The sequence below is a fragment of the Paenibacillus sp. FSL R7-0340 genome (assembly GCF_038002205.1).
In the GTDB taxonomy this organism is placed as follows: Bacteria; Bacillota; Bacilli; order Paenibacillales; family Paenibacillaceae; genus Paenibacillus; species Paenibacillus polymyxa_B.
Window position 1 is genome coordinate 373385 of record NZ_JBBOBY010000001.1, and the last position, 13736, is coordinate 387120.

The window sequence follows — 13736 nt, forward strand, 5'->3', positions numbered from 1 at the left end:
GGCAGGTGAAGATGATCCTCAGACATGCTGTTCCTGATCCTGACTCATATGCTCAGGGAGAGTCAGACGGTTGCCCTTGCCTTCATACAGCCACAAAATAGCGGTAACTCCGCGCGGATAATATTTACTGCCGTGAGCAATACCGGAGAGTATCTGATCGCTCCAGCACCAATAGGATTCTTCAGGGTGAAGGAGCCATGAGGCATGGGCAGCATCTGCGGCCTGCCCAGCTTCTTCCGAAGGCAGCTCCAGCAGCTCGCGGGCAATAAACTGTGACAGATAGATTTTGCTCAGCCAGGAGTTGTTACTGGTCGAGGACAGCTTCCAGCCTCCGTCTTCAAACAGACAAACTCCCGGTACCAGTACAGTTTCCAAATGACGCCGCAGTGCTTGGATATATCCACCGAACCGTCCATCAGGCTTAAGCGCAGCCTCACATCCTGTAAAATAAGGGAAGATCAGCCCCTCAATGGCAGGAATAATCTGCGAATCATTACCTTCCTTAATAACTGCAGGAATATAACCTTTGTCTGTCATATGTGCTGTGATCGCTGCTGCGCATTTGTCCGCCTGTAAGCCAGCCTCCTGTGAGAGGGAGTTAAGCCCTTTTGAGGCAAATATCTTTTCCAGTGCAACATATACTGCCCAGCATTTGCTGCCTAGATAAATGTTGTTGCGAGACTGACCCAGAGATACGTCCAGACTGTCGTAGGTCGTAATTTCCGCGCCTCCCCGGGTTCTAGAGCTGTCCAAGCCCATCAAGCCGTTTCGTTGTGCCGGGTCGGGGTGATCCCGCCGCAGCATGCTTTCGAAGCAGTCACACAAGACAGGCAGCATACGTGTCGTAAATGACTGATCCTGTGTCTGCTCGATATATACCGTGGCGCAGCAAAGCCAGTTCACCAGTTCCTCATGGCTCATGTAAGAGAAGCAGTCGTCAATCCCAGCCAGCTCATAACAGGAGTACCCCTGCCGGGAGAACACGTTTGCCACGCCCATATCATGCGTAAACGTGATACCACCGGTATAGGTATGTTCCTCTCCCGGAAAGCGTACCTCATCCCGATAGCTGTACCTTTGGACAAACCACTCCAGCTCGTTGCGTACCGTCCATGGATTTAAAATCAATTCATAGTAGAGCTGATCTGCCGTCAAATCGAGTGTATTCATCATCCGATACTCGCCTTCGTTCACAACCCAGATCGGTTCTCCATCCGCTTGGTGACTAAGCAGTTGGGTGCTGCCATAGTAGCTGTGGATCGCCTGAGCGAGCATAAATTCCTGGTCCGGGCTCAGGTCGGCCGACTCCATCCAGCGATTAGCCTGAACACAGGCTGCGGTCAGGTTTGAAAAATGCTTCAAAGCATAGCTTCCCACGTCTTCAATATCCTTGAACAGCTGGGTATAGTAATACGACGCTTCAATGCCTGTTGTCACAATGCCGCCGCGATAGAAGCATATGGCGAAGGCATATGTGCGCTTCTCACCTGCGGGAACGTCCATCAGAAGCGCACCCGTCGCGCCCAGGCCAAAGGATAAATTCTCGGCCATGGTCTCCCCAAGCAGCTTCTCCATTGCAAATCCGCTGGCAGGTACCGCTTCACTGCTGTTGGTCACAATGGCTGTGCTTCGTCCTTGGCCGATGCCTGTGAGTCTTTCCTCTAATTGGGTAGAATCCGTAGCGTCCCTACGCGGATCTTCTCCTATAATGCGTATGCCGCTATACGGATCACTGCCCTGATAGCCGAAAAAAGCTCTTCGCGCTGCAGTCCCCTGTGTGTTATCGACGGTTAGCTCGGCGAATACCGCCGGGGCCAACGCTGCCCGCAGCTCATCCATACCCGCGGTTCCCGGCTCGGGCACTGGGCGAACAGGAGAGTACAGCCGGAACGTCAAATCGCCAGCCTGCCATGTATCCGTTCCTGCTTTTAGCTCACGGGTAATGTCTGAATCGGCAAAGGCCATAAGCAGCGGTTCCGTTCGTTTACCCTTTTTCTCCACGTCGTAGCGGGCACTTTCATCCTGTGTGGATGTAAAAAAGGGAAGCGCCTCGTATACTCCGCCATCTCTGGATTGCAGCCCGATATATACATTTTCATCGGCAGGCTTGCCCAGCTCCAAACCAAGTCCGCCGCGATTACCCTTAAACCCAAGTGTAAAGCTGGAAAAAGAACCGATAGGTGCATGCTGTGTGTTATAAAATATATTTTTCGACATATAATGAAACCCCTTTCATGATAAAGTTTAACTTTGAGTAACTTCACTTAGAGCCTAGCATGTCATGTGGTGGGGAACCATTGTCAAATCGCTCAACTATTTATCCAAATCGCGCTGAAAGCGATATACTGGAGTATATCCATGCAAGTAAGCCAGGAGGGAAAACATGTCGACATCACGTTTACCGAAGCGCCCCCATCATCCAGACCTTACAGTTGCCAGAGAGGAATTCTTTTTTCCCGATGTGCGAACCACAGTCAATTTGTTTGCTATTCATACACGAAGTGTCGGAAGAGAGTGGAGCTATCCGCTACACGAGCATCCTCAATATGAGATTAACATCGTGCTTGCGGGAGAACAGATCATGGTTGTGGATGGTCGCAGCTATACCCAGCGACAGGGTGATCTGGTGCTGCTGCGACCGGGGATTGTCCACTCCAGCCATAGTAACGGAGAGGGATTTACGTATTTTTGTATGCATTTCGATATTGATGATAAGCTGTTTCTCTCGCTCCTGAGTCGTCTGGAGCAGGTGCTGTTTCCAGCTGAAGGAACAGTGGCAGGGCAGATGGGACCAGCGCTGGGCAAGTTGCTCGATCTTTCAGCGCCGGAAGACATAGGAGTAGGTAGTGATTCGGTGGCAAAGCGAATGCGGATTCAATCTGCTGTGTTTGAACTGTTCGCAACGTTATGGGAGGCTGTATCCAGTGAAGCGGCCCATCTGCCGGGGCGTGGATATGTGCAGGCAGAGCTTGCCCATCAGATTGCCAGTCGTCTTCAGGGCAGAGTGAATCAGCCTTATGGACAGGCCGGCTCGGTGGAAAAGCAGGATGGGATCGAGGGGATTTCATCCGAGCTAGGTATTAGCGTGTCCCATTGTAATCGTGTATTCCGTAGCGTTTTCGGCGTATCTCCCCGTGTATATCTATCCGGGCTTGTGCTGCATGAGGCCAAGTTGCTGTTGGCTGATCCGCAATGGTCGGTGCAACAAATTGCCGATATGCTCGGCTATGGGGATATTGCGCATTTTAGCAGACAATTCAAGCGCTGGTCGGGCCAATCGCCGACATCCTATCGCAAAAGCACGGTGCAGGAAAGCCTATTCGAATAAAAATAAGTATGTCTTTAAAATAGTTATGATATAATCCTTATAAAGGAGCTGAGAATAATATGAATTTACATAATCAACGTGTCGTCGTGATTGGCGGCAGTGCAGGTATAGGGCTGGCAACAGCCATAGAAGCAGCAAAGCAAGGGGCAAGCATTGTGATCGCTGGGCGTTCCGCAGAAAAACTGGAGCAGGCGAAGAAGGTCATCCCTGCCGAATCGGTGGAAACCTTCCAACTGAATAATCAGATAGAGGAAGAGGTTCAAGCGTTTTTTGAAAAAGTTGGAGCATTCGACCATCTGTTTACACCGGGTGCCAGCTACACGCGTGGTCCGATCACGATAGATACGGAAAAGGCTAAAACCCCGTTCGAAGGGAAATTCTGGCCGCAATATTTTGCTGCCAAGCATGCGGTACCGCATATCTCCAAGGACGGCTCGATCGTCCTTATGTCCGGGGCTTTCAGTCAACGACCGATGGGGTTTGGTGCTACATATGGAGCGGCTAACGGCGCGATTGAAAGTTTGGGCAAGGCGTTGGCAGTAGAATTGGCCCCAGTACGGGTTAATGTCGTATCCCCTGGAACGATCAGGAGAGACGGCCCTGAGGGTGAGCAGCGGGCACAGGCTTTTGAGGAATACAAGGAAGTAACCTTGCTCCGTCGAGTGGGGTATAATGAGGAAATCGCACATACTGTGTTGTATCTGATGACAAACAAGTTTACCACCGGAAGCGTGCTGTTCCCGGATGGCGGTTATACGTTGATCTAATTCGCAACGAAGTGCGTGTTTCATTCTGATCCAATCCGACAGGCAGGAATCAATTTTTAAACAAAAACCAGTTCAACACCATACAAAGTGTTGAACTGGTTTTTTATGATAACAGGCTTGCCTCTTGCAACTCTTTAGCTTTGCACATCTAACCCTTTATATTTTCGCAAAATACGTGGATAAATCACTTTAGACCCGATGCATACCATCGCCAGCATGGCGAACAGCAAACCGCTCCACAGCGTCCCATGGATCCCCGCTCTGGCAATAAACCACCCCCCTGCCAGTGAGCCCAGTGAGACCCCTAGGTTAATAAACGAGATATAAAGACTGTTGGCAAACGCGGGAGCTTCTTTGGCCTCATCAATCACCCAAATCTGGGCGACAATCAGTCCGCTGGTATGAACGGCCCCCCACACGATAATGATGAAGAGCGTAGGGATAAATGAGGAACTGATCCCGTACAACAGCAAATAGGTGCCTCCCAAGGCTACTGGATGAAAAAGAGCGGTGCGTACCTTATGCAAGCCCATGAGCTTGCCAGCCAATAGATTGCCGAGCATTCCGCCGATGCCGAAAATAATAAGCAGAAAACTGATAACATTGCTGCTCATCCCTGTATTTTGCCCCAAATATTCGGCAGAATAGCTATACACCGAGAACATGGCTGCAAAAATAAAAGTAGCCGCCCCGATATTGAGCCACAGCGATACCTTACGCAAAATGCCAAGCTGCTTCCGATAGGAGGACATTTCGGCTTGTCGTGTATCCGGCAGCATAAATAAAATACCGATCCCTGCAATCCCATTCGCTACCGCAGTAAACCAGAAGGAGGCCTCATATGAAAATTGATTGGCGATATAGGCTGTAATTGGAATACCGAGTACCATTCCCATGCTCGTGCCGAGAAAGGCTTTGGCAGAAGCTTGCGTTGCTTTTTCCGGGGGATACAACGCAGTGGCAGCGACAAAGGCAAGCGAGAAATACACCGGGTGAAACAGAGCCGGAATGATACGTAAAATGACTAGTAGATAAAAGTTGGATGTATAGGCTGACAGCAAGCTTGTTATGGCAAAAACAAACAACGACATTGTCATGATTCGCTTGCGGTTAAACCTGGACATCCATAGCACCATGAAGGGACCGAACAGCGCGATGATCAATGCAAATGAACTGACAAGAAACCCGGCCTGGGCTGCCGTAATATGAAAACGTTCAATGATGACTGGCAAAATGCCAACCACACCGAACTCGATCGTGTATACACCAAATAGGCCAAGCGCAATGAAAAGCAGGGGCTTACTATATTTCATTAGTTTCATTCCTTCTCCACTTCTTCCTGCTTTACGTCCTTGATTTTGCGTGCTAATATTTCATTAAATCATAAAATAATAAGGCAATATTCGGAATAATACATAATAATAATTGTGTTTTTGTAATATTACCTTGGACTTAAGGAGATGGATTTGATGGATCAAGTGGATCATAAAATTTTGTTGTGTCTACAAAACCAGGCGCGTATCTCCATGACCGAGCTGGGTAAGGAGGTTGGGCTTTCCCAGCCTGCCGTAACGGAAAGAGTGCGGCGCATGGAGGATAAAGGTATTATCGCCGGGTATCGTGCCATAGTTTCACATGAGAAAGTTGGAAAGCCGATCATGGCTCACGTGCTCGTGCATACGAATCAATGCAATTCATTTGTTGAGTTTTGCCAATCTGCACCCGAAGTCATTGAATGCCATAGAATCAGCGGTGAGCAAAATTACTTACTGAAAGTCATGGTTGAGTCTATGCTCAAGCTGGAGCAGTTCGGGGATGAGTGTGGAAAGCACGGGCACTCTACCACGTTAATTGTCCTGTCCTCGCCTGTAGACCATAAACATGTAACCCCCACTTTATTAGACCCTATTTGAGCTACCGTAAATGGCTTGGCAAAGCTCAGTTGTAAACGGACCTGACATCCCTTCGAATGCTGTATTGGTAAAGGCGACCACACTAAGTCTTAGTGTGGGATCAACGAACCACGAATGGCCATAAGCTCCTCCGAGTCGCCACGTTCCGGGTGATTCTGCTGTTCCACTTTCGTCGGGATTTTGGAGTACGGTGAATCCTAGTCCAAAGCCCCGCCCCGGCCAGCCTGCCAAGGGAAGGTTCCCGGTCTGGATGGTGCCCATTTCACGGACCCATTCCTCTGAAAGTAACGGATTGCCGCCGTTTCGCAGTGTTTCCAGCAGCCGCATGAAATCTTTTGCGCTGCCAATCATACCCGAGCCACCAGAGTGGAAAGCCGTGGAATCAAAGGCTCGTGCAGGCTGAAAACGAAGTCCTGCGGTGCCTTCAAAAACCTGCGCAACCTCAAGCTCACGCATCCGCCGGGGTTCTGATATATCGTTGACATAAGGAGCCGCAAGCCGTCCAGCATCCGCGACCGCGAAACTGGTGTCGTGCATATCGAGAGGTTCTGTAACGAGCTTTTTAACAGCTGCATCAAGGGTTGTGCCACATACACGGCTAATGATCGCGCCTAGCACATCAGTAGCAATCGAATATCCCCATGCTTTACCCGGTGTATATAACAGAGGCACAGAAGCCAAACGTTGCAAGTTCTCTTCCAGCGTAAGATTTGAAAAATCCATGCCATCTGATACGCCTGCACGATGATAGAAACCGCCACCTTCTTCCTCTAAAAAGCCATAGGTCAACCCGGCAGTATGTGTCAGCAATTGGCGTACTGTAATGGAGGGCTGCTCACCACTGATTAATCGGGGGCGAAAATCGGGCAACCAGCGTTCAATAGATTCATCGAGCTTAATCAATCCTTGGGCTGCCAAAACCAAAGCCGCAGTCGATACAATCGGTTTGGATACAGAAGAAAGCCGAAATAAAGCCTCCTCATGCATAGGACGTTGTTCTTCTCGATCAGCCAGCCCCGCCGCTCGGACATACACGGGTGAACCATCCATATATATCATGACGACTGCGCCGACCAGGCGCTTCTCGGCAAGGGTTTGATCTATAACTGCATTTACACGTCCGTCCAGACCAGCTTGTATCGCAAAAACTCTATTATCCAAACTCATAAATATCTCATCCTCTCTATGATCCAGCGGTTATCGCTTGATGGAACTTAGTTTACAGGATGGGAAGGCGACATTACATAAGGTAACAAAGGTGTTCAGTGAGTATTAACGTTAAAATAAAATTATATTAAAAGAATGGCTTTGGATTTAAATGAATGGGGTTTTACAAAAAGTTATACCGCGTTTTACAGTGGCTTTTTAAGTTGAGATACGTTGAAAATAGGTGGTAAAATTTACAACAAAGGGGGTTTTATTTATTGAGGCTTGTATCGCGTAATAAGTTGGCTTGCTTGGTTGTCCTCGGAGGGATTTTGACTGTAATTGCTACAGGTTTTGGAGGGGATAAGGAACCTTATAAACTTCCCGATAAGCCCAAAGAGGCTGCTGTCTCGACATTTTCAGAATATATGAACGCTTCTATGAGTCGGGATTACGATAAGATGCTTTCACTGTCTGATGATTATCGCTTTAAAACAGAACAGGCACGGCTTAACTTTCTAAAAGCTCAGGGAACACCGATTGATTATCGTATCGTGTCTGTGGATGATTCTAACCCTTCCAAGATTGTTGTTTCGTCGATAACGAAGTATGAGGATATGGAGTTACCTTCCATTAAGCATGTTCTTGCTTTTGAGGAAGGAAAGTACAAGCTACAAATGAGAAATGTTGTGATCAATATGATTCCTTCATCACCTGACTACAGAACGATCGAGTACGAGCCTGAGAAGGTAGACAATATTTTGGAAGATAATTTCAAGTGATTTTAATTTTTCAATTTTCTAATCATACGGTCCAAAGCGTATCCAATGAGATACCAGAAAACTAGGGTAGTGAAGTAAACAATGGCTATGGGGATGTCTGCCTCTCGCACAAATCGAAATGATTCATACATCCAAACTAGCGGGCTAATGGTAGCAATAGTATATTATAGTCGTCATACCCCGTAATATTTACAGTAATAACTAGACATGAGAGTAGGACCAGCCAAAAACGAAAAGATTTCATTGCCTATACCTCCGCAAGTGTATTTGTTGTTATAGACGAATCAAAAAGCTGGAAGTAGCATTTATTCCAAATTTATTTATTAAAATGTATTAAAAAGAACGATATTTCGATCCTATTTACTTGTCACGATTTTTAGACGTACGGTATTCGTGTGGTTTTGAGTGACGCTGGATTCTTTCAGACTTTTCGATTTGTGATATACTCTCGATATATGAATTGTATGGGATGGTGATGACTGAATGAATCGTACACACGACCTAGGCAAGCTAATCAAACTAACTGGAGATAGAGCAAAACTAGACGCTAAAGCAAATGGCACATATATTGTCTACAAAACGCCGGATGGTCAATTTGTTAAAGAGTACAGTAATGGTCAAGTCGAACGAATTAAAGAACAGGATATTTTATCATGAGTGAGCCGTTTGCTACTATGTTTGTATTCGCAGGAAACAACGGAAGTGGTAAGAGTACAATTCGTAATCTAATCGTTGATAAACTTGGTGTAAGTGTTAATATCGATCCAGATGCGTTAGCGCGAGGGATTGATCGTGAAAACCCTGATCGACACAAAGTATCGGCAGGAAAGGAAGCGATTAAGCTAGCGCGGGATTGTATAAGAAATAAACGAGATTTTACCGTAGAGACGACACTTGCTGGTGGCAATGTGATTCGACAAATGCGAGTGGCAAAAGAAAAGGGCTTTGAAGTTATTATGTTTTATGTGGGCCTTGGTGATTATCGTCTTAATATCGAGCGAGTTGCTGCACGAGTTCGAAATGGGGGTCACCACATTGATACCGCTGATATTATAAGACGGCATCAGACCTCACTGGACAATCTTCTCTTACATCTTAAACTTATCGATCATTTAATTGTCATTGACAACAGCAGCTCAGATGGCGTGATTGTATTGGAATCAGATAGTGAAACGATAAAACACCATGTGGCGTTGTTACCGGATTGGGTTAAAATCATTGATAGTTACTTGCAAAATAAAAATACTGATCAAGAATAAACCGACAACTGTATGATTCAGTGATCGGTTTATTCTATATTTACATCGTATTGTGTCCACAATGTCAATTCGATGTGTATTGCACCTCAAAATGGGACCCGTTAGTAATAGACTGTTATTATTTTTCAACAGACTTTAGCAAGACGATGAACAGCACCCTGATCGTAGCGGCTTCTTCGGATTCTTTTTCTCTACACTTTTTTCACTGGACGTAACACTGCGTAGCCATATCCTTCTGGGAAATGCCGCTGATAATCCTGCTTCGTTTCCTCATCCCATTCATACCCCAGGCTGCTAGGGTCAAAGTTCCAAGCCTTCTCCTCCACCATTCTCATAACGTCTCCATTGTTTTTTAAATAATTAAAGGGCGGGTGAAAAAACACCAGGTAATCTGATTCGGGGATGTCCCGGCACTTCATTCCTGCGGGAATCTCTCCGGCATAGTCAGCGGCGACCGGTATTCCATAGAGATAGCCCTTCTGACCATCCTGATAGAACCAGCCCGCAGTTTGGCCCAATTGTTCGGGAAGCTTGAGATGAGACATGCTTTCCAATGTTCCGCAAATTTCATCACAATTGTGACCGTTTCTCCAGAAATCACCGTAGTTTCGTGAAGAAGTATCCCAAATTCCAATAAATTTGTGTGCTGGTATACGCTCGATTTTGACTTCAGCTTCTTGCAAATGATCCTTAACCATCTTATCCCGCTCCTTCAAATGGTAATGATAAGGAGAGAACACCTCAACGCGAATGGCTAACGGGATAGGTCGGGGCTCCTTCTGGTATACAGCCGGAGTTACCTCAAACGCTTTTACAAATGCCCGTGTAAAAGCCTCCTGTGAAGAAAACCCATACTTTACTGCAACATCGAGGATGCGGACATTGCTATCCCGGAGTTCCAGTGCAGCACGGCTAATCCGGCGCATCCACACATAATCCCTTAACGTCATTCCTGTAAGAGAATGAAACTGTTTTGTACAGTAGTAAGGGGAGTAGCCTAACTGATCGGACATTCTCAACAACGAAGGTGCTGAAGTAAGATTATTATCAATCCAATCGATCATGAGCTGGACCATTTCGTTCCATTCGTACACGAGGGTTCCCTCCTTTCGACTCCATCTTAACAGCCGGAATACAGGAATATTTGACTTGAGTTGCATGCACTCTTTTGTATTATTCATGAAGCTTTAGTCAAGGGCTATGTTAGTCCTTGTTGTCTTGTTCTATTTTACTCCTCTACATAACGGATATATGGGCGTTGAAAGTACCTTTGATCAGATACGAAATAATATTGTTTGCCTATAACCAGAGGAGGGATCACAGACTTTGAGGAAATATATAATTCTTTATATTCACCTCCGTTAGAAGCATCTCTCTGTATGACCAAGTAATCATCTGTAGTTTTAACTAATTTAGCGGTTTCTGCTGAGTGATGACCTGAATAATAATAAATCCAGCTGAAAATCAGTGAAAAAAATATAATTCTTAAAATAGTTGCAGCCGTTTTATTCTTTGTAATCAACATTCGCGCAAACCTCCTATAATCCATTCTTTCATTTTATGTATGATTGGTTAATTAACCTGTTTATGTATATTGTAAGGTGTATGATCGGTTGACGAAAGTAACTTTCACACAAAAAGCCTATCTGCCAAAACAACGGCAGATAGGCTTTTATAACATAAACGTCCACTATACTTCGTGTTTATACGCAGTCTGTGCCTCTACATTGCAATTGCACCAACCACTACTCCCTATTGTCAGTTATTTCTACGCTGACGGGCGCGGGCCTCGCCGCCTTTGCGGCCTGCTTCTTCCCTGCTCATTTTCCCGTCGCTATCACTCTGGTCTGAATTGCCACGGGCTTCACCGCCCTTGCGTCCGATTTCTTGATAGAAGTCCTTGTCATGGTTTTTGGAAGTGGCTTCGCCACCTTTTTCGCCAATCTCCTGATAAAATTCTTTGTCGTGATTTTTAGCAGTAGCTTCTCCACCTAAACGTCCTGCTTCTTCGCGACTCAGTTTGCCATTTTGGTTGTTGTTAGCCATGTTCAATCACTCCTCATCGAATTTTAGTAAAGCGTGTTCGTGTATCTATTAACCTTCATGTCAGGAATTAAACATGTCTACTTTTTTATAGAAGCTGGTAAATAACTGGATATATCCGCCTCGATCAGCGTTCCCATGCTTCTGTGTTCAATTGTTGCTGGCGGGTAAATAATGCCGGATAAATGAACAAGCTGAGCAGCACGCTGGTCAAAATAGCAGAGGTCATGGTAGTGAATACGATTAGCAATTGCAAACGCACGGCGGCAATCGGATTGGCACCTGCGATGATTTGTCCGGTCATCATGCCGGGAAGTTGGACAAGCCCCAGCGTTTTCTGCCCCTCAATGGTTGGAATCATACTGGAACGTATGCAATCCTTGAGTATAGGGAAGATGGCTTGTCTAGGCGTGCCGCCTAGCGCCAGAATGAGCATGATTTCAGGCTTGCGCAGCAGAACTTCCGACTTGAGCCGGGACACCAGCAGGCTGGACAAAATCATGGAGCTGCCAATGATCATGCCGCTAATCGGAATCATATATCGGGCTGTCGCCGGAATAATATGCAGGCCAATCAGGAACGCCTGCGTAACGATTTCCACACACAGCAGCGTCAGGAATGACTTCCACATGAGACCGGGGATAAATCGTCCTTTGCGCGCAACATTTTGTGAGGCTACGGTAATCATGAGCAGAATGAATAATACGATAAATCCGTAGCTTTGCATCCCAAAAATTAAATGTAATACATATCCAATCGCCAGCAGTTGAATCGACGCTCTGATTGTGGCGATGATAATGTCTCGGTCCAGACCGAGTTTGAAGGATTTGGACATGACGATGGCGATAAATACAAAACCGAGAGAGAGAATCAAGGCAACAATCGTCATACCCATTCTCCTGCTACAAACCTGCGGGTCTCACTATGCTGTGGAGTATTAAAAAATGTCTCCGTATCCGCTTGTTCTACCAGTCTTCCGTCGATCATCAGCCATGTCTCGTGGCCTACCCTGCGTGCTTGTTCCATATGATGCGTAATCCAGATCATCGTTGTTCCCTCTTCTTTGTTCATTTGCAGCAGCAGTTCCTCAACCTCTTTGACTGAGGCGGGGTCCAGTGCAGAAGTAATCTCATCCAGCAGTAAAATATCCGGGCGGTTCGCGAGCGTCCGCGCCAAGGCCAAGCGCTGTCTTTGTCCACCGGACAGTTCCTGCGCCTTTTGTTCCAACAGATCGTGGGTGAGTCCTACGCGTTCCAACAGGCCGGCAGGATCATCCAGCACTGTACCGTGCAGCCGTTCTACGGTTTGGAGATTGTACAGGACAGTTCCCTGAAGCATGGGGGCATCCTGAAAAACCAATGCTACTCTCCGTCTTAGTTCAGGGATCTCCCACTCCGATATCGGTTTGCCGAGGACACGGATGTCCCCTTCATCCGGTGTCATTAGGAGGTTGCACAGTGAAAGCAACGTGCTTTTACCAGACCCCGATGGACCGACCAACGTGGTGATTTTGCCGGGGGAAACTTTTGCCGTAATCCCGTTCAGAACAGCACGTTGCTGTCCAGACCCGGCGAAATATTTGATAATGTGATTGAATTCAATAGCTGGAAGTGGCTTGGATTCCATAGATATAGCTAGCTCCTTTGTAGGGGATCGAGAAAGGGATCAGATCCGTTCTATGATCTTATTTTTTTATTATATCAGTAATGACTGCTATGCTCTTCTATAAAGGTTCAATGCAGGCCGGCTGTTGTAAACGGCATCTTCTTTGTATAAACTAACAGGATTAGTTAAAATAGAATCTGGATCAATTCTGTATAGGTATAAGGAACCGGATTACATAGAAATTCGATGAAAGGAGACAGGATGATGTCGCCTAGAAACGGAGTAAAGTTGCAAGATATCCTGCGGGCTGCCGAGGACATTGCCAATGAACAAGGGATGGGGGATGTCACGCTCACCACGCTGGCTCAAAAACTCCACATTCGCCCTCCGTCCTTGTATAACCACGTGAACGGATTGAACGGACTGCGCCAAGTACTGGCATTGCACAGCCTCGAACAGTTGGAGGAAGCTTTGATGAGCGCAGCGGTGGGTAGAGCGGGCGAAGATGCGCTGACCGCTATGGGGAAGGCGTATATGCGGTATGCTCGGGAGCGACCCGGTTTGTATGAAGCGATGCTGTATGCAACAGATCGAAATGATACCGAAATGAGGCAGGCTGCGGATCGCGTGGCCGAGCTGGTCATTACCGTCCTGTCCAGTGGTTATGGCTTCAAGGAAGAAGATTGCATTCATGCAGCGAGGGGATTCCGTAGTCTGCTTCATGGATTCGCCTCGCTTGAACAAAAGGGCGGCTTTGGTTTACCTGTGGAGGTGGACCGGAGTATTGAGGTGATGATGGCTACCTTTTTGGCAGGTCTGCGTGTGCGGCAAAAGCGAGATGTCGAGCTTACCAAAGAAGTCTGATTTCAACCTGATGCAGCTAACATGATTGC

At 46.8% G+C, this 13736-nt stretch carries 15 protein-coding genes; 7 read left to right on the forward strand and 8 right to left on the reverse strand.

What is annotated here, in order from left to right; all coding sequences use genetic code 11:
• Nucleotides 1-18: 18 nt before the first annotated feature.
• Nucleotides 19-2217 carry a glycoside hydrolase family 52 protein gene (locus tag MKX59_RS01630; protein WP_340857443.1) on the reverse strand — a complete coding sequence of 733 codons (2199 nt, stop codon included), beginning with the start codon at nucleotides 2215-2217 and terminating at the stop codon, nucleotides 19-21.
• A gap of 166 nt (nucleotides 2218-2383) precedes the next feature.
• Between MKX59_RS01630 and MKX59_RS01635 the strand changes: the two genes are divergently transcribed.
• The gene (locus MKX59_RS01635) at nucleotides 2384-3328 is read left to right on the forward strand and encodes an AraC family transcriptional regulator (protein WP_069081058.1); all 945 of its coding nucleotides are present in this window, start codon (nucleotides 2384-2386) and stop codon (nucleotides 3326-3328) included.
• A gap of 59 nt (nucleotides 3329-3387) precedes the next feature.
• The gene (locus tag MKX59_RS01640; RefSeq protein WP_069081059.1) at nucleotides 3388-4095 is read left to right on the forward strand and encodes an SDR family oxidoreductase; all 708 of its coding nucleotides are present in this window, start codon (nucleotides 3388-3390) and stop codon (nucleotides 4093-4095) included.
• A 134-nt stretch (nucleotides 4096-4229) separates the two neighbouring features.
• Here MKX59_RS01640 and MKX59_RS01645 read toward each other — a convergent pair whose 3' ends face one another.
• A complete protein-coding gene (locus MKX59_RS01645; RefSeq protein WP_049828354.1) occupies nucleotides 4230-5408 on the reverse strand; it encodes an MFS transporter in 1179 nt (392 codons plus the stop codon).
• Between the two features lie 156 nt (nucleotides 5409-5564).
• Between MKX59_RS01645 and MKX59_RS01650 the strand changes: the two genes are divergently transcribed.
• The gene (locus MKX59_RS01650) at nucleotides 5565-6008 is read left to right on the forward strand and encodes an Lrp/AsnC family transcriptional regulator (RefSeq protein WP_028540848.1); all 444 of its coding nucleotides are present in this window, start codon (nucleotides 5565-5567) and stop codon (nucleotides 6006-6008) included.
• Here MKX59_RS01650 and MKX59_RS01655 read toward each other — a convergent pair.
• Nucleotides 5994-7175 (reverse strand): serine hydrolase domain-containing protein, encoded by a 1182-nt coding sequence (locus MKX59_RS01655; RefSeq protein ID WP_340857446.1) that lies wholly within the window; start codon nucleotides 7173-7175, stop codon nucleotides 5994-5996. The two genes, MKX59_RS01650 and MKX59_RS01655, sit on opposite strands and share 15 nt — an antisense overlap.
• 257 nt (nucleotides 7176-7432) lie before the next feature.
• On the opposite strand from MKX59_RS01655, the gene MKX59_RS01660 reads away from it, so the two are divergent.
• The 3 genes from MKX59_RS01660 (at nucleotide 7433) to MKX59_RS01670 (ending at nucleotide 9195) form a co-directional block, all read left to right on the forward strand.
• On the forward strand, nucleotides 7433-7936 hold the full coding sequence (locus MKX59_RS01660) for a hypothetical protein (protein WP_264454398.1): 504 nt from the start codon (nucleotides 7433-7435) through the stop codon (nucleotides 7934-7936).
• Between the two features lie 483 nt (nucleotides 7937-8419).
• Entirely contained in the window at nucleotides 8420-8593 is a 174-nt protein-coding gene (locus MKX59_RS01665) for a hypothetical protein (protein ID WP_023990932.1), read from the forward strand.
• Entirely contained in the window at nucleotides 8590-9195 is a 606-nt protein-coding gene (locus tag MKX59_RS01670; RefSeq protein ID WP_028540845.1) for a zeta toxin family protein, read from the forward strand. Before MKX59_RS01665 ends, MKX59_RS01670 begins: the two co-directional genes overlap by 4 nt.
• 191 nt (nucleotides 9196-9386) lie before the next feature.
• Here the strand turns inward: MKX59_RS01670 and MKX59_RS01675 are convergent, their stop codons facing one another.
• From MKX59_RS01675 to MKX59_RS01695, 5 genes are all read right to left on the reverse strand, one after another.
• Nucleotides 9387-10289, reverse strand: coding sequence for an AraC family transcriptional regulator (locus tag MKX59_RS01675; protein WP_023990930.1), 903 nt, complete (start codon nucleotides 10287-10289; stop codon nucleotides 9387-9389).
• 134 nt (nucleotides 10290-10423) lie between these two features.
• The gene (locus MKX59_RS01680) at nucleotides 10424-10720 is read right to left on the reverse strand and encodes a hypothetical protein (RefSeq protein ID WP_023990929.1); all 297 of its coding nucleotides are present in this window, start codon (nucleotides 10718-10720) and stop codon (nucleotides 10424-10426) included.
• Between the two features lie 233 nt (nucleotides 10721-10953).
• Nucleotides 10954-11241, reverse strand: a complete 288-nt coding sequence (locus tag MKX59_RS01685; RefSeq protein WP_068939104.1) for a KGG domain-containing protein — start codon at nucleotides 11239-11241, stop codon at nucleotides 10954-10956.
• Nucleotides 11242-11365: 124 nt separating this feature from the next.
• The gene (locus MKX59_RS01690; RefSeq protein ID WP_023990927.1) at nucleotides 11366-12127 is read right to left on the reverse strand and encodes an ABC transporter permease; all 762 of its coding nucleotides are present in this window, start codon (nucleotides 12125-12127) and stop codon (nucleotides 11366-11368) included.
• Nucleotides 12124-12864: an ABC transporter ATP-binding protein gene (locus tag MKX59_RS01695; RefSeq protein ID WP_053326379.1), complete on the reverse strand. Its 741-nt coding sequence runs from the start codon at nucleotides 12862-12864 to the stop codon at nucleotides 12124-12126. The genes MKX59_RS01690 and MKX59_RS01695 overlap by 4 nt, the downstream gene beginning before the upstream one ends.
• 243 nt (nucleotides 12865-13107) lie before the next feature.
• On the opposite strand from MKX59_RS01695, the gene MKX59_RS01700 reads away from it, so the two are divergent.
• Nucleotides 13108-13707: a TetR/AcrR family transcriptional regulator gene (locus MKX59_RS01700; protein WP_053326378.1), complete on the forward strand. Its 600-nt coding sequence runs from the start codon at nucleotides 13108-13110 to the stop codon at nucleotides 13705-13707.
• Nucleotides 13708-13736: the final 29 nt, after the last annotated feature.

What these genes read in the sequence shown, in the direction of transcription:
- MKX59_RS01700 (WP_053326378.1), top strand. Translation starts at nt 13,108, where the DNA reads ATGTCGCCTAGAAACGGAGTAAAGTTGCAAGATATCCTGCGGGCTGCC.
- MKX59_RS01655 (WP_340857446.1), bottom strand. Translation starts at nt 7,175, where the DNA reads ATGAGTTTGGATAATAGAGTTTTTGCGATACAAGCTGGTCTGGACGGA.
- MKX59_RS01685 (WP_068939104.1), bottom strand. Translation starts at nt 11,241, where the DNA reads ATGGCTAACAACAACCAAAATGGCAAACTGAGTCGCGAAGAAGCAGGA.
- MKX59_RS01645 (WP_049828354.1), bottom strand. Translation starts at nt 5,408, where the DNA reads ATGAAATATAGTAAGCCCCTGCTTTTCATTGCGCTTGGCCTATTTGGT.
- MKX59_RS01690 (WP_023990927.1), bottom strand. Translation starts at nt 12,127, where the DNA reads ATGACGATTGTTGCCTTGATTCTCTCTCTCGGTTTTGTATTTATCGCC.
- MKX59_RS01650 (WP_028540848.1), top strand. Translation starts at nt 5,565, where the DNA reads ATGGATCAAGTGGATCATAAAATTTTGTTGTGTCTACAAAACCAGGCG.
- MKX59_RS01665 (WP_023990932.1), top strand. Translation starts at nt 8,420, where the DNA reads ATGAATCGTACACACGACCTAGGCAAGCTAATCAAACTAACTGGAGAT.
- MKX59_RS01695 (WP_053326379.1), bottom strand. Translation starts at nt 12,864, where the DNA reads ATGGAATCCAAGCCACTTCCAGCTATTGAATTCAATCACATTATCAAA.
- MKX59_RS01670 (WP_028540845.1), top strand. Translation starts at nt 8,590, where the DNA reads ATGAGTGAGCCGTTTGCTACTATGTTTGTATTCGCAGGAAACAACGGA.
- MKX59_RS01680 (WP_023990929.1), bottom strand. Translation starts at nt 10,720, where the DNA reads ATGTTGATTACAAAGAATAAAACGGCTGCAACTATTTTAAGAATTATA.
- MKX59_RS01630 (WP_340857443.1), bottom strand. Translation starts at nt 2,217, where the DNA reads ATGTCGAAAAATATATTTTATAACACACAGCATGCACCTATCGGTTCT.
- MKX59_RS01640 (WP_069081059.1), top strand. Translation starts at nt 3,388, where the DNA reads ATGAATTTACATAATCAACGTGTCGTCGTGATTGGCGGCAGTGCAGGT.
- MKX59_RS01635 (WP_069081058.1), top strand. Translation starts at nt 2,384, where the DNA reads ATGTCGACATCACGTTTACCGAAGCGCCCCCATCATCCAGACCTTACA.